19 protein-coding genes are annotated in these 17,402 nt (G+C 44.7%); 5 read left to right on the top strand and 14 right to left on the bottom strand.

Features of this window, described 5'->3' with window-relative positions:
• Positions 1-40: 40 nt before the first annotated feature.
• Both ACN0RF_RS00980 and yciH read left to right on the top strand, forming a co-directional pair.
• Complete coding sequence (locus ACN0RF_RS00980) at positions 41-754, top strand: hypothetical protein (protein ID WP_417437727.1); 714 nt, start codon at positions 41-43, stop codon at positions 752-754.
• Positions 748-1,095 (top strand): stress response translation initiation inhibitor YciH, encoded by a 348-nt coding sequence (gene yciH / locus ACN0RF_RS00975; protein WP_417437726.1) that lies wholly within the window; start codon positions 748-750, stop codon positions 1,093-1,095. Before ACN0RF_RS00980 ends, yciH begins: the two co-directional genes overlap by 7 nt.
• Here the strand turns inward: yciH and ACN0RF_RS00970 are convergent.
• Entirely contained in the window at positions 1,076-2,746 is a 1,671-nt protein-coding gene (locus tag ACN0RF_RS00970; protein WP_417437725.1) for a SpoIIE family protein phosphatase, read from the bottom strand. The genes yciH and ACN0RF_RS00970 overlap by 20 nt on opposite strands.
• Positions 2,746-3,051: an STAS domain-containing protein gene (locus ACN0RF_RS00965; RefSeq protein WP_011234950.1), complete on the bottom strand. Its 306-nt coding sequence runs from the start codon at positions 3,049-3,051 to the stop codon at positions 2,746-2,748. The genes ACN0RF_RS00970 and ACN0RF_RS00965 overlap by 1 nt, the downstream gene beginning before the upstream one ends.
• A 101-nt stretch (positions 3,052-3,152) precedes the next feature.
• On the opposite strand from ACN0RF_RS00965, the gene ACN0RF_RS00960 reads away from it, so the two are divergent.
• Positions 3,153-3,947 (top strand): response regulator, encoded by a 795-nt coding sequence (locus ACN0RF_RS00960; RefSeq protein ID WP_011234951.1) that lies wholly within the window; start codon positions 3,153-3,155, stop codon positions 3,945-3,947.
• Positions 3,948-4,044: 97 nt separating this feature from the next.
• On the opposite strand, the gene ACN0RF_RS00955 is transcribed toward ACN0RF_RS00960, so the two are convergent.
• Positions 4,045-5,346 carry an amidohydrolase family protein gene (locus ACN0RF_RS00955; RefSeq protein WP_417437724.1) on the bottom strand — a complete coding sequence of 434 codons (1,302 nt, stop codon included), beginning with the start codon at positions 5,344-5,346 and terminating at the stop codon, positions 4,045-4,047.
• Entirely contained in the window at positions 5,346-8,426 is a 3,081-nt protein-coding gene (locus ACN0RF_RS00950) for an amidohydrolase family protein (RefSeq protein ID WP_417437723.1), read from the bottom strand. The genes ACN0RF_RS00955 and ACN0RF_RS00950 overlap by 1 nt, the downstream gene beginning before the upstream one ends.
• Positions 8,427-8,567: 141 nt before the next feature.
• Here ACN0RF_RS00950 and ACN0RF_RS00945 point away from each other — a divergent pair, with 141 nt between their 5' ends.
• A complete protein-coding gene (locus tag ACN0RF_RS00945; RefSeq protein ID WP_417437722.1) occupies positions 8,568-9,032 on the top strand; it encodes a c-type cytochrome in 465 nt (154 codons plus the stop codon).
• Here the strand turns inward: ACN0RF_RS00945 and ACN0RF_RS00940 are convergent.
• Positions 9,029-9,676: a cytochrome b/b6 domain-containing protein gene (locus ACN0RF_RS00940; protein WP_417437721.1), complete on the bottom strand. Its 648-nt coding sequence runs from the start codon at positions 9,674-9,676 to the stop codon at positions 9,029-9,031. The two genes, ACN0RF_RS00945 and ACN0RF_RS00940, sit on opposite strands and share 4 nt — an antisense overlap.
• A gap of 78 nt (positions 9,677-9,754) precedes the next feature.
• On the opposite strand from ACN0RF_RS00940, the gene ACN0RF_RS00935 reads away from it, so the two are divergent.
• Positions 9,755-10,111, top strand: coding sequence for a response regulator (locus ACN0RF_RS00935; protein ID WP_286822904.1), 357 nt, complete (start codon positions 9,755-9,757; stop codon positions 10,109-10,111).
• A gap of 19 nt (positions 10,112-10,130) precedes the next feature.
• Here ACN0RF_RS00935 and tyrA read toward each other — a convergent pair whose 3' ends face one another.
• The 9 genes from tyrA to rpsP all read right to left on the bottom strand — a co-directional run bounded on the left by tyrA (position 10,131) and on the right by rpsP (position 17,394).
• Positions 10,131-11,273 carry a bifunctional chorismate mutase/prephenate dehydrogenase gene (tyrA, locus tag ACN0RF_RS00930; RefSeq protein WP_417437720.1) on the bottom strand — a complete coding sequence of 381 codons (1,143 nt, stop codon included), beginning with the start codon at positions 11,271-11,273 and terminating at the stop codon, positions 10,131-10,133.
• 11 nt (positions 11,274-11,284) lie between these two features.
• Complete coding sequence (locus ACN0RF_RS00925; protein WP_417437719.1) at positions 11,285-11,887, bottom strand: DNA-J related domain-containing protein; 603 nt, start codon at positions 11,885-11,887, stop codon at positions 11,285-11,287.
• 667 nt (positions 11,888-12,554) lie between these two features.
• On the bottom strand, positions 12,555-12,776 hold the full coding sequence (locus ACN0RF_RS00920; protein WP_417437718.1) for a hypothetical protein: 222 nt from the start codon (positions 12,774-12,776) through the stop codon (positions 12,555-12,557).
• Between the two features lie 435 nt (positions 12,777-13,211).
• A complete protein-coding gene (locus ACN0RF_RS00915; protein WP_417437717.1) occupies positions 13,212-14,102 on the bottom strand; it encodes a hypothetical protein in 891 nt (296 codons plus the stop codon).
• 18 nt (positions 14,103-14,120) lie between these two features.
• Positions 14,121-14,399 (bottom strand): hypothetical protein, encoded by a 279-nt coding sequence (locus ACN0RF_RS00910; protein ID WP_417437716.1) that lies wholly within the window; start codon positions 14,397-14,399, stop codon positions 14,121-14,123.
• A 1,043-nt stretch (positions 14,400-15,442) separates the two neighbouring features.
• Entirely contained in the window at positions 15,443-15,802 is a 360-nt protein-coding gene (rplS, locus tag ACN0RF_RS00905; RefSeq protein ID WP_011234959.1) for a 50S ribosomal protein L19, read from the bottom strand.
• A gap of 32 nt (positions 15,803-15,834) precedes the next feature.
• On the bottom strand, positions 15,835-16,593 hold the full coding sequence (gene trmD, locus ACN0RF_RS00900) for a tRNA (guanosine(37)-N1)-methyltransferase TrmD (RefSeq protein WP_417437715.1): 759 nt from the start codon (positions 16,591-16,593) through the stop codon (positions 15,835-15,837).
• Positions 16,593-17,117 carry a ribosome maturation factor RimM gene (gene rimM / locus ACN0RF_RS00895; protein ID WP_253620293.1) on the bottom strand — a complete coding sequence of 175 codons (525 nt, stop codon included), beginning with the start codon at positions 17,115-17,117 and terminating at the stop codon, positions 16,593-16,595. Before rimM ends, trmD begins: the two co-directional genes overlap by 1 nt.
• Before the next feature lie 28 nt (positions 17,118-17,145).
• A complete protein-coding gene (gene rpsP / locus ACN0RF_RS00890; RefSeq protein ID WP_011234962.1) occupies positions 17,146-17,394 on the bottom strand; it encodes a 30S ribosomal protein S16 in 249 nt (82 codons plus the stop codon).
• Between the last annotated feature and the right edge of the window lie 8 nt (positions 17,395-17,402).

The raw sequence follows: 17,402 nt of genomic DNA, 5'->3' as shown, positions 1-17,402 counted from the left end.
TTACACCATTGTCATCGCATTGATTATATTACTAATAATAATGGCAATTATAGTTGGTGCGGTACAACAGAACAGACAGCGTTTAGAACTAGAGCGGCGTAAGAAGTTGGCGCGCTTTCGCAGTTCGCTTGAACAGATCGAAGATCTCATTCATATGTCGAGCTTCTTCCCTATAGGTAAATCCATGCTGGTGGTTCTTAATAGCCGTGCGTTAGAAATACTTAAAGGTATGAACGCAGCATCGCCGTCAAAAGACTATAAGGCGCGAATACAGGATTACGAAGAGCGCATACAAAGTGTTGACCGTAACGACACCTCGTTAATCAGTGAAGACTTTGAGATCCCGGAAAACAACAAGCAAATCATAGCAATGATCAATGGTCTCAAGCGTTTACGTTCTACTTTACGCAATGAGCATTCCCGCGGTCGGGTCGACAGCAATGTTTTTAGTGTTGAAGATCAGCGTTTGACCAAGTTGCAACTGAAAATTAGTATTGAAACCTTAATACGCCGGGGCCGTCATGCTTACGAAAGCCAGATGTTAGGTTCCGCCCGACAGTATTATGAAAAAGCGTTACGTACTATAGAAGACCAGAGCTTTAGCGACGACTACACTACGTCACGCCAGCAATCAATTAAGAAAGCGCTGGAACAAATTGCACAAGAGTTGAAAGATGCTCATGCGCGCGACAAAGCAAAAGATAAAAAAGAAGACGATTTAGAAGAACTGTTCCAACCTAAGAGAAAATGGTAGATAGAATGCCGGACTGGAAAGACCAACTGAGCCAAATGGTATATTCAACAGACTCGGGACGTATTGACCCGGAACCTGAACCGGAGGAAGTTCCTGAAGGCGATGGAATTGTTCGCCTACGCCGGGAGACCAAAGGTCGAAAAGGCAAAGGAGTAACCATTGTTACCGGACTGGATAAACCACAGTCAGAGTTAAAGGCAATAGCTAAAAAACTCAAGCAGCTCTGTGGTGTTGGTGGATCAGTTAAAGAGTACGAAATAGAACTACAAGGTGACCAGCGCGACAGTATTGAGAGCTGGTTGAAAAAGGAAGGCTATAAAGTTAAGCGTGCGGGCGGCTAAGGTCGTATTCAATATATAAACGTCGGCCGTCGTCACGCCACTCAACATGGCTTGAAAAGTTTCTGATCAGCTGTAATCCACGACCAAAAGCTTGTTGTTCGTCATCTTCCGATACTTGCTGATATTCAGAAAAACCGTTTTCGCTATTCGACGAAATACTAAACGAAAGCAAGCTATTATCCGGTTTGTATTCAATATCAATTTCTATCTCTACACCCTCTAAAACAGCCAAACGCGCTTCCCGTGTCCGGTAGTATTCATCAAAGCCCTGCCCGGTTTCTTTAATTCCCGAGTCCAGCTGCAAAACGCTGTGTTCCAGAGTATTGTTAAAAGCTTCAGCTAACAATAAATACAAGGTTGTTTTATGCGCGCGAATACCTTCAAGATGACTTAAGGAATCCACCAGTTTAATAATTGGATCGCGCCCTTTAATCTCGTTTTCTTTTAAATAAACCACTAACCGAAAAGGTAAATGAGTGACGTTGGTATCGGCCTGACTAACAGGTAAATTGGTGGCTTCACAATCCAGGCACACCAACGAAATATCATCAAACTGCTCCTGTCCCTGCTGAAAAGTCTGGAATGAACCAACCAGTCCTTCGAAGTCCCGCTCGCGGGCATAACGTAACAACAAAGCCTCGAACCCCCGTTCTGACAATCGCTCGTCTGCCTTGTTGGTCATTTCTACCACACCGTCGGTATAGGTTATCAGCCGGGTGTTTTTCTCAACAAAACAGTGGCTAACCTGGCTACTGAACTCTTCCGGCGACAAGATACCCAATGCCATATGCTCAGGCACCAGCCGCTTCTCGACTTCTCCGGCTTCATTTATCAACAGCGCATCAGGAATACCGCCATTCCAATAAGTTAAGCGTTCACCATTGGCAGACAACTCAGCAACAAAAGCGGCACAAAACATGTCGTCGGGTAACAGCTTAACCAGCTTCCGGTTAAACTCTTCCACCATGTTCGCTATTGAGAGCCCTTTTTCGGCTAAATCAAAAAAGGTTTGAGCAACCGGCAGAGCACCTGTGGCGGGAGCTAACCCGTGGCCGGTGAAGTCACCAACAAACAGGTAAAAATTTCCCAGAGGACCCGCTTTAGAGAGAACTAAGTCACCGTTAAATTCACTAGCCGGTGCAAGATAAGTTTTTAAGAATGGATATTCCGTTTCGTTTTCCTGCAGCGCGTTAGCCAGCATGTGTCTGACAACGTTCTGCTCTCGCTCCATTCGGTTAGAATGGTAAGCCAGAGTCTCATTTTTCCCTTTGAGGGAATAGCTCAACTCGCGAACCCGCGCGTGAGCATTGAGTTTGGCCTGCAAGACAACCGGTTCGAAGGGCACACTAATAAAGTCGTCCCCTCCAGCCTCAAGGCATTTCAATAAGGTTTCCTGATCATCCAGTGCCGTAATAAACAAAATCGGCAAATGGACATCGCCGCTTAGGGCTTTTAGCCTGGGAGCGGTCTGAAAGCCATCCATAACCGGCATCATAACGTCCAGTAGCACCACGTCCGGCGCCAGACTGGCGAAAATATCAATAGCCTCAATGCCGTTGTCAACGCAGGTGACCTGATGGCCAAAGCGTTTAATCAGGCCACTCAGCATCACCTGGTTAGCAGGCTGATCATCGACAATCAGTACCTTCATCAGGCAATAACAAACATCTTATCAAAGCGGGATATATCGAGAATACGACGCACATCCGGTTTAGCATTAATCAGTTGAATACCTTTAACGCTGCTGCCTAAAGACTTACGCATGTTGAGCAGCATACCGAGCGCCGAGCTGTCCAGATAATCGGTTTCCCTCAGGTCGATAATTACGGTTGGTTGTGAATCACCAATATGACTGTAGGCCTGACGGAATTCCTGTACCAGGCTAAAATCAAATTTCCCTTTAATAGCAATAACTAACTGCTTACCATCATTTGAAAAGTCGCGACTAACGTTCATACTCACCTCTTTTTTTAATGAGCATAACACAGATTTTCTGATTGAGTTTATCTGCTGAATACCCTACTCTTTCGGTCACAATAAATCCTAATTATGTGATTATGGCAATAGCCTTTGACGAACTCCGTATTTTGCTTATCGAACCTTCCGATGTGCAAAGAAAAGTAATTACTCAGCACCTGAACCAGGCGGGCATTCAACATACCCGTGGCGCTTCAACCATTGCTGAAGCAAAAGAAGAAATACTTCGCTGGCAACCCGATATTGTCACCAGCGCTATGTATTTTTCTGACGGCACTTCACATGAACTCATTGAATTCATTAATAGTAACGACTTAAAAGATACTTTACATTTTATGTTGGTGTCATCCGAACATCGTGCCGATCAGCTGGAGCAATTCAAACAAGCGGGTATTATTGCCATTTTACCAAAACCTTTTACGCCGGATCAGCTCCAGCGGGCTATTACCGCTACCATGGACATGATGGAACCCGAGCCACTTCATCTTGAGCTTTATGATGTCGAGGATTTGCGGGTATTAATTGTTGATGACAGCATGACCTCGCGCCATGTCTTAAGACGTGTATTTGAAAATCTGGGTGTGGAGAGCTTTGTTGAAGCAGAAAATGGTCAGCAGGCAATTGATATCTTAGTGGAACATCAATTTGACTTGATCGTCACCGACTTTCATATGCCGGAGGTAAACGGCAGTGAACTCACCCAATACATTCGCAATAGCTCAGCACATGCTCACACTCCGGTACTGATGGTGACTGCACGCGCCAATGAGCCACAACTTGCTAACGTAAAACAAAGCGGTGTCGATGCCTTAACCGACAAACCCTTTGAACCGGCAACGCTAAGAAAACTCATCGCCCGTTTATTAAACAGTTGAGCCTGAATTTAAGAATTAATATTGTCCGTTAAAATGAAAAGCCCCTGCCAGTTGAACTGACAGGGGCTTTTTCGTTTTAGACTTAGCCAAAGAGCGGCTATTCAGATGGTTTCTGACGATACTTCTCGTAAAGCTCAGTATGTCGGCTGCTTAAGCTTACTTTGCGTCCATCAATATAAAGATGCGTTAACTTTTGTCCAATTGGATCAAGTAAATCACCTTCAGAGACACTCAGTGAGGCACTTTTACCCACTTCCAGTGAACCCAGCTTATCGGCAACTCCCATAATCTCAGCCGGCTTCAATGTAATAGCTGCAAGAGCCTGCTGTTGATCCAGGCCAAAAGCAACCGCGTTTCCGGCAGCAAAAGGTAAGTTACGTACGTCCCAGTAACCCGGGTAAGAAATAGCAAAGTTAACTCCTGCTTCAGCCAAACGCGCTGGTGAAGCAAAGTCCTGATCATAACCTTCATCATTGCGTGCCGGCAGACCGTAAGGCGAGCCAAAAACAACAGGAACATTAAGCTCAGCTAGCTTATCGGCAATACACCAGGCATCTCTGGCTCCCATAAGCACCAGCTCAAAGCCATACTCCTGAGCAGTATCAATGGCCTGCTCCAGCTGACGTTTGTCGTCTGCGTGTACGTACAGCTTCTTACTGCCGTCAAACAAGCCCGTCATAGCTTCCCAGCGCTGATCCAGATCAATTTTACGATCGGCCTGCTTCGCATCGTAGTAAGCCTTTGCATCAGCGAAGACTTTCATTAGTTGCTGACGGGATTCCTCGTTCGCTTTACGCTGTTCTTCAGGTGAACGTCTTTCCCACCAGGTATTTACTACATATGTACGCGGCCAGGAAACGTGCACACCTATTTCTCCGGCGACCAGAGCGTCCTGATAGTTCCAGCCGTCTAAGTTCATTAAAGATGACTGACCGGCTACCAGCGAGCCCTCAGGAGCTACCTGAGCGTGTGTAATGCCATGATAACGTACCGTCGGGATAATTTCCGAATCAGCATTAAAGGCAATGTGACCGGCAACTTCCGGGTGCACATCACCCACTTCACGCGCGTCGCGGGTTGCCCGTACTGCTTCAATTTCATTTAGGCCAATAGTGGTATCCATGGCAATAACTCCCGGATACACGTGCTGACCGGAAATATCGATAACTTCAGCGCCGTCCGGGATACTGACATCCTGCCCAATAGCGGTGATTTTACCGTTTTCAAACACCAAGTCTGAGTTGGTAAGCACTCCGTCAGAAACGGTATGCAAGGTGCCACCCTGAAGTACAATAGGGTTGCTTTGCTTTTCGCCCGGAATTTCATCATGTGCCGCAGCACTATTAAGCGTCAGCGCACTGACTAATGCGGCACTAACGGTTGTAAGTAATTTATTCATTAGTGTTGTCCTCCGTGCTGATGCCCTTTACCGGTAAAGTGATCTAACCAAAAGTCGTGTTCAGTATCACAGTGCCAGGTAGGCTGATCCGATTTATAACCGTCTTTAGCCCCTATTTTTGCATCATCACCTGCCGCTAAAACTTTCTGGATAAGTGCATTCTTTTCTTGTTTAACCGCCTGCTGTCGTTGTTTATCCAGTTCGCGGTCGAAGAACTTACGGCCGTTAATCCAGGTTTGCTCTGCTCGCGCATAAGCACTTAACGGATAATGGCTCCAAAGTACGAAATCGGCGTGTTTGCCTTTTTCAACAGACCCTACATAACTATCCACTTTCAACTGTTTAGCCGGGTTAATGGTGACCATTTTCAATGCTTCGTGTGGATCCATACCACAATAACGAACAGACTTAGCGGCTTCAGTGTTTAAACGACGTTGTAAATCGTTACTATCAGAATTGATACTGGTTAGCACACCTCGTTCGCTCATCAGGCACGCGTTGTGTGGAATGGCATCATAAACCTCGAACTTATAAGCCCACCAATCCGCAAAGGTTGAACCACTGGCGCCATGCTCTGCCATTTCGTCAGCTACCTTGTAGCCTTCCAGAATGTGAGTGAAGGTATCCAGAGTAAAACCAAAGTCCTCGGCAACTTCCATTAACATCAAAATTTCTGACGCAACGTAAGAGTGCGCATGAACAAAGCGTTCGCTGTTCAGAATTTCCAGTAGCGTTTCCAGACGATAATCCGGCCGTGGAGCTGCAGCTTTTTTACGTTCTGAACGGCTCATACGCTCATATGCCTGTTTCCGCTGCTGGTACTCAAGCGCCGCCTGGAAACCGTCACGTACAATAGTTTCAACGCCCAAACGAGTTTGAGGGTAACGAACGGTCATGTTGTCGCCCCAGTTACTCTGCTTAACGTTTTCACCCAATGCAAACTTGATAGACTCAGGGGCTGCATCGAACTTCATGACATTAGCGTCGGCGCCCCAGCGTAACTTAATTACCTGCGCCTGACCGCCGATGGGGTTAGCCGAACCATGAAGCAACTGTGCCATGGTAGTCCCGCCCGCCAGCGAACGATAAATGTGAATATCATCCGGATTAACCACATCACCAATCCGAACTTCAGATGTCACCGCTTCAGAACCTTCGTTAACACCACCTTCAATAGCAATGTGTGAATGCTCGTCGATAATGCCCGGAGTCAAATGCATTCCTGCACCATCAATTTCAGTCACACCAGAAGGTGCTGACAAGTCTTTGCCGATGGCTGCAAACTCACCATCTCGAACCAGCACATCCGTTTCTTCAAGAATACCGTCGTCAGTTGCAGTCCAGACCGTCGCGTTGCGGATAAGAACATCCTGACGCTCCGGCAAACCGTCCAGCCCGTAAGCCACATTCGGGAGCGTCAGCTCGCTAACATATTCCACTGGTTCTGCTTCAGCATTTGTTTCAGTCTCGTTTTCAGCTGAATCCATTTGAGCCTGTAACCTGACTTCTTCACCTTCTGGAGAAACCGCTGTTACTGAAAATGTTCCCTGAGCTTCCGGTTCCAGCTTAAAGCGCCAGCTTCCTGCGGGCTCTGCCTCGAGGTCGGCAACAAAAGACAAAGACTCATTACCCGACTGCACGTGACGTAAAGCGCTGGTCTTTTCATTTGCCTTAACTTCACCGCTTAGCGCAGCACCAGGCTTAACCGCAATTTCGATATCCTGGTTATTCAGTTTCATGCTGTAATTGCCGACAAAATCGACTTTATCCCGGGATACCAGCTCGTTTTCTTCGCCCTGCAACCAAACTGACTGAATGGTGCCATCTGCAAACAAATCGCCTTTGACCATAACAAAGTCAGCCTTGTAACCCTGAGCCAGCTTCCCTGCTTTGTCGTCTACCCCGGCAATTTTCGCCGGAATAGTCGTTAACGCGGCAAGAGCCTTTTCTTCGCTCAAGCCATGCTTCACGGCTTTACGCAGGTTAGGCCAGAAGCTGTCCGCCTTTTCTAAGTCGTGCAAAGTCAGAGCGAAATTGACTCCGGCTTCGGCCAACATTGCCGGGTTAGACGGAGCGCGCTCCCAATGACGCAATTTTGCTAAATCGACATCGAGGTGCCCATCAACATCGCCAACATCTGGTGCAGCCGGAAAATTAAGCGGAAGAATTAAGTCACTTCCGGCATTTTTTACTGCATCTAAGCGCGCGTATTCATAGCCTGAGGCAACGTAAACCGACGGCACCTTAAACTGGTCGAAAAGATCATCGGCGCGTAACAATGATTTCTCATCGCTCACCTTAAAAACAATCCCGGTATTCTCAATATCCGTCAGTGAATCAAGCGCCGCATTAAACTCGACCGATTGATTATGCGACTGCTTTCCATAAGAGTTTTCGTACCAGTTAGCATCAGATAAGGTTTGTCTGACCAGCGCAATGCTGCCCATTAAAGATGACGGATACTGCTGCTGTGAAGAACCTTTATCAAACGAGCCGAACTGCTTTCCTTCACTTTGATAAATAACGTCGTTAGGTATTTTGTCCGCCAGCGAAACTGTTACCGCCTGTCCCTGAAAAATACCGTCTAAATTAGCTGACTGCACACTGGTGAAACCTTGTGACACCCATTTATTTGCATCTTCAGAGCTGGTCTTAAACTCACTGAACCAGTGTTTTTGCGAGTGAATCGCGTCATTTGCCGCGTTACCACCCTCACGTTCATTGTTATAAACTGGCGTATCTGAACGTTCCTGCTGATTGCTAACGTTAATTCCATAGCTGCTGTAGGGGTCAATGAATCCCGGGTAAATCGTGTATCCGGTCCCGTCAATCACCCGCGCTCCGGTAGGAGCCCGATTATTACGCTCAATTGACTGAACGGCGCCATTTTCAATAACCAAAGTGGCGTTAGTAATAGATTTTCCCGGCTCAGTAATAATTGTTGCATTCTGAATTGCCGTCAGACTTGGCGTGTTATCCCGCATCCCGTTTGTTCGGGAAGTCTGATCAGCAGCAACCGAGGCGGTCAGTACCGACGTTACCGCTAACGTCAAAGCACTGAGCTGATGCACTTTTTTCATGAATTGTCCCCATTTTGACTTATTTTTGTCATTTAGTTATCTCATTAGATAAGTTACTTTGTTATACATAGGGGTGACAAGCATTAACCGACAGATCGTGTATTATTAACGATCAGTGAATTTAACAAACGGAGTATTTCAATGAAAAAACAACTAATAACAACAGCTATAGCTGGCCTGATGACTCTGTCATTCAATGCAACGGCTAACGAGAACGCTTTTAATGATGGCGATAAAGCCGTGGAATATCGCCAAAAAGCGTTATCTGTTATGCAGCAAAACTTTGCCGCTATGGCTGCAATGGTTAAAGGCGAAGTTGAATACAACGCCGATTTTTTCCAACGTCGTGCAGATGATTTTGAAAAAATGTCAGGTATTCCATGGGCCGGTTTCGGTGTTGAAGGCGCAATGCCAGGCAATAACTCTGATGCATTAACCGCCATATGGGATAACTGGGATGACTTTCAGCAGCGCGCTAATGACTTGCAAGAGTACGCTGCCAAACTGGCCGAGGTTAGTCAAGAAGGTTCTATTGACTCGATAAAACCCGTTTTCATGGATGCCGCAAAAACCTGCAAAGGCTGCCACGACGAATATAAAGACTAATTAAACAGCAACATTAAAATTAACCAGACAGCAACCGCTAAAATAAGCCCCTGCCAACCGGGCTTCAGATTTGGCGCTTGCTGACTGGTGGTTCTGTAACCATGCACCATGGAAGCCACTAAAGGTGTTCCTTTAACGCGATAAAAAAGCACTGCCAGAATATGCACGGCAATAACAATTAATATCACGTCGAACTGAGTTTTATGCCAGTTGGTTACCGCTTTTTGCCCATCCGAAGATAGCCAATTAGATAATGGCCCCGAAAATAAAATGCCGTCGGTTGAGAATAACCCCGTAATAACCTGACTTAACAGCAACCCAAGCATAATAATGACAGCCCAGCCACCAGCCGTACTGTGAGTATTTTCTGCTTCATAGCGCCCTTTAAAAACATTATGCAGATGCTTAAAGATAGCCTTAGGCGACTTTAAGAAGGTTTTAAAGCGGGCATTTTCGCTGCCAAATATTCCCCAGCAAATTCTTACTAAAAGTAATGCAAGTAAGGCAATACCAATATCCTTGTGCAGCTCCATACGGCCATTTTCGACGGTCCACCAAAGCCCGCCTAAAAGAACGATAAGCAAGCCGTGAAACACCCGAATAAAGCTATCCCAAACTTTTATAGAATTTCCTTTCTGATTCATGTTGTTAGCTCCAAATTACTGGGAATATAAAAAGCTAAGTGCTAGGGTATAATTAATTCCATTAAATGGGTAGTGACTATGCGCAAAGTTCTTATTGCTGACGACGACTTTATCAGCCTTGAAGTGTTAAAAGCGATGCTTGCCAATTTTGAGGTAAGTATATTAACAGCAATGACAGGAGAAGAAGCCCTGACTTTGGCTGAAGAGGCTCCGGATCTCATTTTTCTGGATTACGAAATGCCGGACATGTCAGGAGCTGAAGTCTGCCAGGAGTTGCGACAAAGCGATATGCACAAGAACACACCGGTTATCGCTATTACCAGCCATCAAAGCGCTAGCGAGATGAGCGCTTGCCGTGAAGCAGGCATGAATGCGACATTGCATAAGCCGGTTTCACCAGAAGCGCTTAGTGAGTTAATGGCTGAATACCTATAAAACTTGTAGCCAGCAACAATTATTGATGCTTGAATCTTTGGTCGTCTGCCAACTGCACCAAAGATTCGCTCTCTTTCAGGAACTGGCCGGAAAATTCACCGAAATACTGGCTAACCTCATCGAAAAGCGAGATAAAATCCGACTTTTTACCCTTTTCTATATCATCAATGATCGCTGAGAATTGCTGCAGATAGCGTCTAATAGACGCAAATTTTTCTTTGTTCGCAGCAATAATATCAGCATAAAGTTCCGCATTCTGCGCAAACAAACGACCTATCATCATCAATTCCATCCGATAAATAGGCGAGCTCAATTCCAACAGATCTTTAATATCGACGCCTTCATTAGCCAGGTGAACACCGTAAGCAAAGGTACTTAAATGGCGCATCGCCTGGATCCAGCCCATGGCATCGTCATGTTTATCGGCATTAACTTCGTGTAAGTGGGCGCCCCAGTTAACAAACTGATCCAGTAACCATTGATAACGCTCCGGTTGGCGACCATGAGTAACAACCACCAGCTGCTTCGCCAAATTCTGCACAGAAGGACCAAACATTGGATGCAATCCAACAACCGGCCCGCTATGCTGTTCCAGCATGGCATTCAAAGGAGCCGCTTTAATACTGGTTACATCGGCCAGAACACAGTCCTCCGCTAGAGGTGGCAACTGCTTTATCAATTCAACGGTCTTATTCACCGGCACACTCATCAAGACCAACTGCGCCTGGTTTAAATCGTCCTTATCTGGCCAGTCATCGTCTTTATCAATGGTTGTTACCGAATAGCCTGTCTGTCGTAATTGACTGACCAAACGTGCACCCAAAGCCCCTTTACCGCCAAATACAAAAACCGGTCGTTCAAGTTGAGTCGAAGTTGCAGCAGCCTGCGCCGTCTGCGTCCGATACGATTCTCGAATAATACGACGAATAACATCTTCGATTAAGTCTTCCGACAAGCCCGCCTCTTTAGCTTTGCTTCTGCGCGCTCTTATTAAAGAGCGCTCTCTCTCTGGAACGTAAAGAGGTTGTTTCAACGAACGTTTGGCTTCTCCGACAGCAGCAGTTAACTTTGCTCGCCGGGCAATTACTTCAATTAATTCGTTATCAGTGGCATCAATTGCATTACGCAATTCTGATAATTGTTGGTCCGGGTCATGGCTCATGAGCTGTTATTTTATTCCTCTTTTATGGCTTCGATAACACGATGGTAGGCTTTCTGAATCTTTTGCATTTTAGCCACACTTCCGCCTTTATCGGGGTGGTACTTGTGTACTAGTTTACGATATTGCTTTTTAATAAAGGCCTGGCCTGCCGGCGGTTCAACTTCCATAATCTGCCAGGCATCATTTACGGGCATACTGGTTTCCACTTTAGAAGAAGAATGCCCCATGCGCCGCCAAAAATCATCCAGCATAGATTCAACATCAGCGCCGGATGTCGAGCCCAGTTGATTCAGATCTAAATAATATTCTGCTAACGCGTCCTTTTCTGCCAATGCAGAAACCCCGCGTTGCCATGGCTGACATTCAATATTCAGGGTATGAATAAAAAGTTCGTACTTTTTTTCTTCCCGCCAGCGTTCCCGCAACTTATAAAGGCAGTGAAACAATAAGAAATGCGTCTGAAACAGCGTCAGAGGGTCACGCAGAGCCTCTTTATCAAAGAACTCATAAGGCGGCCGCTGCAAAGACGCAATCAGTTCATGCTCAGTCCAGTGGTGCTGAGCATCCAAATTTTCAGCTAAAATCTGGGTTAATATTTCGATATCTTCGTTCATTCTAAAACACTATCGCTATTATGTAGTACTTGCACTAAAAAATAGTCATATGGAAAATTAAAATTCTTTTAATGACTACACGTATCCCTTCTTCATTAAAATGGCTCGTCAGTAAACGTGCTCGACTAAATATTAAGCGCGAGAAACTGAAATCCCAACTCCAAGACTTAAGTCTGGATCTTAAATTAATCGAGGCAAAGCTTAAAAGTATTGACGATATTATTCGACTGCACGACATACCGCTCGATCTCATAGTTGATTGAATCATTTAACGCCCGTTGAGTAAGAAAAATAGATGGCATAGAAACTGAAATATCATTGAAAATAAGGTTTTACTTCAGATAAAAGGTCCAATGACACTAAACTAAGAGCAATTAACCAATACATTATTGCTCAGGATAAAATACTGAAAAAACAGGTTCTAATTACTTTCATACTGATAGTATCTAAGAAGTTTCTCTAGTTCAGGAGCAGTGTAAAACCAAGATTGGAGTTATCACTATGATAAAAATTAGTGTACTGATAGTGCTAGTGATTTTATTCAATCCTGAATTCAACTATTAACTTTCCCTCTCATAGCCTGTTGCAATTGCTCTTTAAAAATTATGTTTAGCTGAATAAACCCAAGTAATTTTCTAGGTCGTAAGTTCAACCGTTTCTCGTATTTTCAGAACTGCACACTTGCCAACATACGTGAGTCAGTGCCTTTTGGCACGTATTGTCGCAGCAATCCACCGGGGGTTTCGTTCGCTCCGCGCTGATAAAAAGGGTATAGATCTGCGAAGTAAACGTCAGCACCCAGTTCGCAAACCAGAAAGTCATGGTCAGTAAATTCTAAACCATTATCGGCGGTAATGCTGTGAACTAAAACCTTAAAGGGCTTTAGCATTTCTACTGTCGCTCGAGCTTTAACTTTAACCGGCGTTATAACCTGCGCTGCTGGGCCTCTTCAGGATCGTATGCCCCTGCTATATCTCTATTACATCGCAATTTTCGATGTACGGTCGAGGAAGCAATGTTCAATTTTTTAGCAATCTCACTGTGAAAATTCCGCTGAAAGAAACGCCGAAATCTGATATTGTAGCCCTAGATAAACTGCCGATAAATCACGTGTAATCTCATTTTCTGGTCAAAAAATAAGCCTACTACATGTCGGTAGTTGATCTCCCTTCGATCTACCTCTTCCCATGAGAGTATTGGTTATTATCTGAATTCAGACACCTTTAATCAACACAAGCAATATCGGAGTAATTAAGTGACATGAGTAATTGTTAAATAACACAATAACAATTCTACTTCGCGGCTTTTTATCAAGACAGTCGGCTTAATGGGGGAATATCCCTGCTTCATTTCGACCGGTATCCACTGAATAGCACGTCGCTGAGCCATCGCTTTCCTCGATACAAATCCAATTACCTGAACCATGAATCGAATCCATTAAACCCGAACGACTGGCTCCGCCGCCGCTATTGAACTCAATTCCTGAACAAACTCCGCAAGCCGCTGCATTAAGATATGATATTGGAGCTAACGTACCACCTGACATTACCGCTGCTGCCCCAGTCCCCAACAAAGAAAGGCAAGTAGACCAACAGCCTACGGATTGGGCAACAACCAAATCACTTGATGGCGATAAAGTGTTAAGCCCAGTTAATGAAAAAGATTCAAAAGAAGTATGGTCTAATGCTGACAAACGAGTTATCTGAAATATCGAGTCAACAGAAAATTCTACTCCTCGTCTTGATTCTTCTTCAAAAACAGAGTTAAGTTGCTTTTCAACACTAGCAAAGACAAGCAGCGCATCACCAGAAATAGATAGCCGTGAAGCAACCGAAGTATCGCACTCCGCTAAATTAATAAGGTTCGTTCGACCCTCATTATCCTCCCCCCCGATTGACTGATAAATTAAATCTTCCTGCCCGTTAGCAGATACCGAAACCGTTCTGTCAAACTTTAATTTTGAGTTCCCTACAACTATAGAAACGGTTCGCCCATTGCCTGTGTCACTAAACGAGTACGATACATCTACTAACTGATTATTATACTCAAAATCTTCTATCAGGACATTGACATTTCGGTCGCCGTCACGGGATTCAATGGTATACCTATTACCATCAGTGGTTACTCCATAGCTAGAAACAGTAGATTCTGCATTAACTGATACAGAGAAAACAAAAAAAGATAAAGATAAAGATTTAAACATGCTATTCATCATGAAAATTATCCCTAAATTTTAATAAAAGTTAAGTAAACCTAGAATCCCTTCCCATCCCAGTACAATCAAGGCTGCCGATGCAAAACCCAAACTAATCGAGAAAAAGATCTTCTTTACAGTAAAGTAGCGCCATGCAACTACAGCAGTTACAGTACCAATATGCACGAACCCCATGTGAACAAATAAGAGCCAGAAGTAGTTAGGAATACCCTCAAGTTTTGAAGCGAAGAATGCCGCTATATAGATAATTAAAACCCCTAATATAGTCAGCAAACCTTTTGTTCGATTTTCAACCATGCAAACCCTCGTTTGTTAAAAATAAAAAACAAAACACCATGCTAATAGTAGTATCATGAGCCAATATTAAAAACAAATTATCAACATAATGAGATTCTTTATATTTTCTTAAGTCGACATACTGATTCGATTCATTTACCTACTAGCCTCTGTACGATAAAAGACTGGTACCAATACAGTCTGCATGCGCGCCTCAACATGGCCATGATGGTTATGTACTTAGTCGAGGTAACGTACCATGGAACAATCGCTAGGCGTTTGGTGGACACTTGCTGCAAGGCTTGTTTGAACTTCCAAGCAGCAAAAATAATTTGAATAACTTGCAGGATTGCTAGCTTAATACGGGGCGCATCGCGCTCTAATACTAACTCATGACCTAGTCAATCCGCAGGAACAGGGGAAACAATACGGCCAAAGTAATACCAGCACCAGTGCAATTCGTCATTCATAATTCCATTTCATACTCACTGCAATTTAAAGATAATTTCCAAATTAGAAAGTCCATAAGAAAACCAGCCTCTTAGTCCATAGCTTTTTATTCTTAACCAAGAAGCTACGCTCCCTGTCTTAAAAGGTGTTATTTCAAAGTAATCTTTAAACTGTCACAGGAGATTATTGGGCGGGCTAACTTTATATTTGTCTTCATGAGCTTTTACCGACTTTAGAATTCCTTTTCCGATCAGGCCTTTTAAACGGCATCTGATGCTAGTTCTAAACTGCGTATAGTCATCTATATCCTTAAAATGTATACCTGAGATAGAGGAGGGCAAATGGCAACCTCATCTGTCGGTCAAGGCTTTGCCTCGACTAGTTTAAGATCTAGGCTTAAGTCTTGGAGTTGGAATTTCAGTTCCTCACGCTGACCATTTAGGCGATTACTGACGAGCCATTTTAAGGAAGAAGGGATACGCATAGTCATGAAAAAAATTTTAATTTTCTATATGACTATTTTTTAGTGCAAGTACTACATAATAGCGGAAGCGATCAAAAAACCCAGCACAAGGCTGGGTTTTTCTTTGCTATTTCGTTTGTTTGCTAGAAGCTTAAGACAGCTTCTCGCGGATACGTGCAGACTTACCAGAACGCTCACGCAAGTAGTACAGTTTCGCGCGACGAACCGCACCACGACGTTTGACTTTAATGCTGTCAACTAATGGGCTGTGCGTTTGGAAAGTACGCTCTACGCCTTCACCGTTCGATACTTTACGTACTGTGAACGCTGAATGCAGACCGCGGTTACGAACACGGATAACAACACCTTCAAACGCCTGAAGACGTTCGCGGTTACCCTCTTTTACTTTTACATTTACAACAACAGTGTCACCTGGTGCAAACTCAGGTAAATCTTGTTTCATCTGCTCTTCTTCAAGAGCCTTAATGATGCTTTGGCTAACTTTTGCCATTTTCGTATCTCCTATCCTAGGTAAACTGTACTTTATTCGCCGGATGATTGCTTTGCGATAAACTCGTTCAACAATGTTTCCTGCTCGTCAGTCAGAGCTAGGCTATGAATTAACTCTGGTCGTTGCAGCCAGGTTTTACCCAAAGACTGCTGTAAACGCCAGCGACGTATCTTTTCATGATCACCGCTTAATAAAACCGGCGGTACTTGCTGCTCATTATAAGTTTCCGGTCGAGTATAGTGAGGGCAGTCCAGTAACCCGCTGGCAAAAGAGTCTTCTGCTGCTGAATCCTGGTGTCCCAATACTCCGGGAATTAACCGTGATACCGCGTCAATAAGCACCATTGCTGGCAACTCACCACCGCTTAATACGTAATCCCCTATCGACCATTCTGCATCAACGTATTGCTTAATAACACGTTCATCAATGCCTTCATAACGGCCAGCAATCAAAATCATTCGATCATTGCTGGAGAGCTGTTGCACTCCGCTGTGATCAAGTTTTTGCCCTTGCGGTGACAAATAAATAACAGGAGTATCCTCACCCAGGCTTTGTTTTGCTGCATTGATAGCATCCACAAGTGGCTGCACCATCATCAACATACCCGGACCTCCGCCATAAGGCCTGTCATCAACAGTCCTGTGGCGATCATGAGTGAAATCACGCGGATTCCAGACACTCACAGTCAGCAAACCTTCCTTTATTGCTCTGCCGGTAACACCGTAATCGGTGACGGCCGAAAACATTTCAGGAAACAAACTGATGACGCCAACCTGCAATGGTTTGCTCATCAAAAGTCCGATGGCCACTCAACCTGAATCTGTTTGGCTTCCTTATCAACCGCAGTAACATATTCACTTTGGATAAAAGGAATTAAACGTTCAGATTTCCCGAACCCATCGTTGCTGTTTGCTTTTACGACCAACACATCGTTCGATGCGGTGGGCATAATTTGTTCAACCACACCCATATCATAGCCGTTGGTGTTCACTACACGCATACCAATAAGGTCGCGCCAGTAAAACTCGTCATCAGCTAATGCCGGTAACTCATCTGCAGTAATGCAAATATCCGCACCTGTAAGGCGTGCAGCCTCATCGCGATCGGATATGCCTTCTAACCTGGCGATAAGTCCGTTGTTGTGGCGACGCCACTCGACAACTTTCAATTCGCGCTCAGTTTTCTGGCTGAGTAACCAAGGGCTGTATTCAAATATCGATTCTGGATCATCGGTAAATGACTGCACTTTCAACCAGCCTTTTACGCCATACACCGCACCGATGCGACCAACGACGATTTGCTCTGATTGCTGCATTAATTTACCTACCTGAATCTGTTAATGCTTACGCCGCAGCGCTTGCATCTTTAACTAATTTAGCAACACGATCAGATAACTGAGCGCCTTTGCTTACCCAATGCTCGATGCGGTCAACATCAACACGAAGTTTTTCTTCCTGACCACGAGCTACAGGGTTAAAAAATCCTACTTTCTCAATGAAACGACCGTCGCGAGCATTGCGACTGTCAGCAACTACCATTTGGTAGAAGGGGCGTTTTTTAGCGCCACCACGTTGTAAACGAATGGTTACCATTGCGTTCC

Source organism: Idiomarina sp. (assembly GCF_048260185.1).
Lineage (GTDB): Bacteria > Pseudomonadota > Gammaproteobacteria > Enterobacterales > Alteromonadaceae > Idiomarina.
Note: the sequence above shows the minus strand (reverse complement) of the source record. Positions and strands in the feature narration are given on the sequence as shown.

What these genes read in the sequence shown, in the direction of transcription:
- ACN0RF_RS00980 (WP_417437727.1), top strand. Translation starts at nt 41, where the DNA reads ATGGCAATTATAGTTGGTGCGGTACAACAGAACAGACAGCGTTTAGAA.
- yciH (WP_417437726.1), top strand. Translation starts at nt 748, where the DNA reads ATGGTAGATAGAATGCCGGACTGGAAAGACCAACTGAGCCAAATGGTA.
- ACN0RF_RS00970 (WP_417437725.1), bottom strand. Translation starts at nt 2,746, where the DNA reads ATGAAGGTACTGATTGTCGATGATCAGCCTGCTAACCAGGTGATGCTG.
- ACN0RF_RS00965 (WP_011234950.1), bottom strand. Translation starts at nt 3,051, where the DNA reads ATGAACGTTAGTCGCGACTTTTCAAATGATGGTAAGCAGTTAGTTATT.
- ACN0RF_RS00960 (WP_011234951.1), top strand. Translation starts at nt 3,153, where the DNA reads ATGGCAATAGCCTTTGACGAACTCCGTATTTTGCTTATCGAACCTTCC.
- ACN0RF_RS00955 (WP_417437724.1), bottom strand. Translation starts at nt 5,346, where the DNA reads ATGAATAAATTACTTACAACCGTTAGTGCCGCATTAGTCAGTGCGCTG.
- ACN0RF_RS00950 (WP_417437723.1), bottom strand. Translation starts at nt 8,426, where the DNA reads ATGAAAAAAGTGCATCAGCTCAGTGCTTTGACGTTAGCGGTAACGTCG.
- ACN0RF_RS00945 (WP_417437722.1), top strand. Translation starts at nt 8,568, where the DNA reads ATGAAAAAACAACTAATAACAACAGCTATAGCTGGCCTGATGACTCTG.
- ACN0RF_RS00940 (WP_417437721.1), bottom strand. Translation starts at nt 9,676, where the DNA reads ATGAATCAGAAAGGAAATTCTATAAAAGTTTGGGATAGCTTTATTCGG.
- ACN0RF_RS00935 (WP_286822904.1), top strand. Translation starts at nt 9,755, where the DNA reads ATGCGCAAAGTTCTTATTGCTGACGACGACTTTATCAGCCTTGAAGTG.
- tyrA (WP_417437720.1), bottom strand. Translation starts at nt 11,273, where the DNA reads ATGAGCCATGACCCGGACCAACAATTATCAGAATTGCGTAATGCAATT.
- ACN0RF_RS00925 (WP_417437719.1), bottom strand. Translation starts at nt 11,887, where the DNA reads ATGAACGAAGATATCGAAATATTAACCCAGATTTTAGCTGAAAATTTG.
- ACN0RF_RS00920 (WP_417437718.1), bottom strand. Translation starts at nt 12,776, where the DNA reads ATGCTAAAGCCCTTTAAGGTTTTAGTTCACAGCATTACCGCCGATAAT.
- ACN0RF_RS00915 (WP_417437717.1), bottom strand. Translation starts at nt 14,102, where the DNA reads ATGATGAATAGCATGTTTAAATCTTTATCTTTATCTTTTTTTGTTTTC.
- ACN0RF_RS00910 (WP_417437716.1), bottom strand. Translation starts at nt 14,399, where the DNA reads ATGGTTGAAAATCGAACAAAAGGTTTGCTGACTATATTAGGGGTTTTA.
- rplS (WP_011234959.1), bottom strand. Translation starts at nt 15,802, where the DNA reads ATGGCAAAAGTTAGCCAAAGCATCATTAAGGCTCTTGAAGAAGAGCAG.
- trmD (WP_417437715.1), bottom strand. Translation starts at nt 16,593, where the DNA reads ATGAGCAAACCATTGCAGGTTGGCGTCATCAGTTTGTTTCCTGAAATG.
- rimM (WP_253620293.1), bottom strand. Translation starts at nt 17,117, where the DNA reads ATGCAGCAATCAGAGCAAATCGTCGTTGGTCGCATCGGTGCGGTGTAT.
- rpsP (WP_011234962.1), bottom strand. Translation starts at nt 17,394, where the DNA reads ATGGTAACCATTCGTTTACAACGTGGTGGCGCTAAAAAACGCCCCTTC.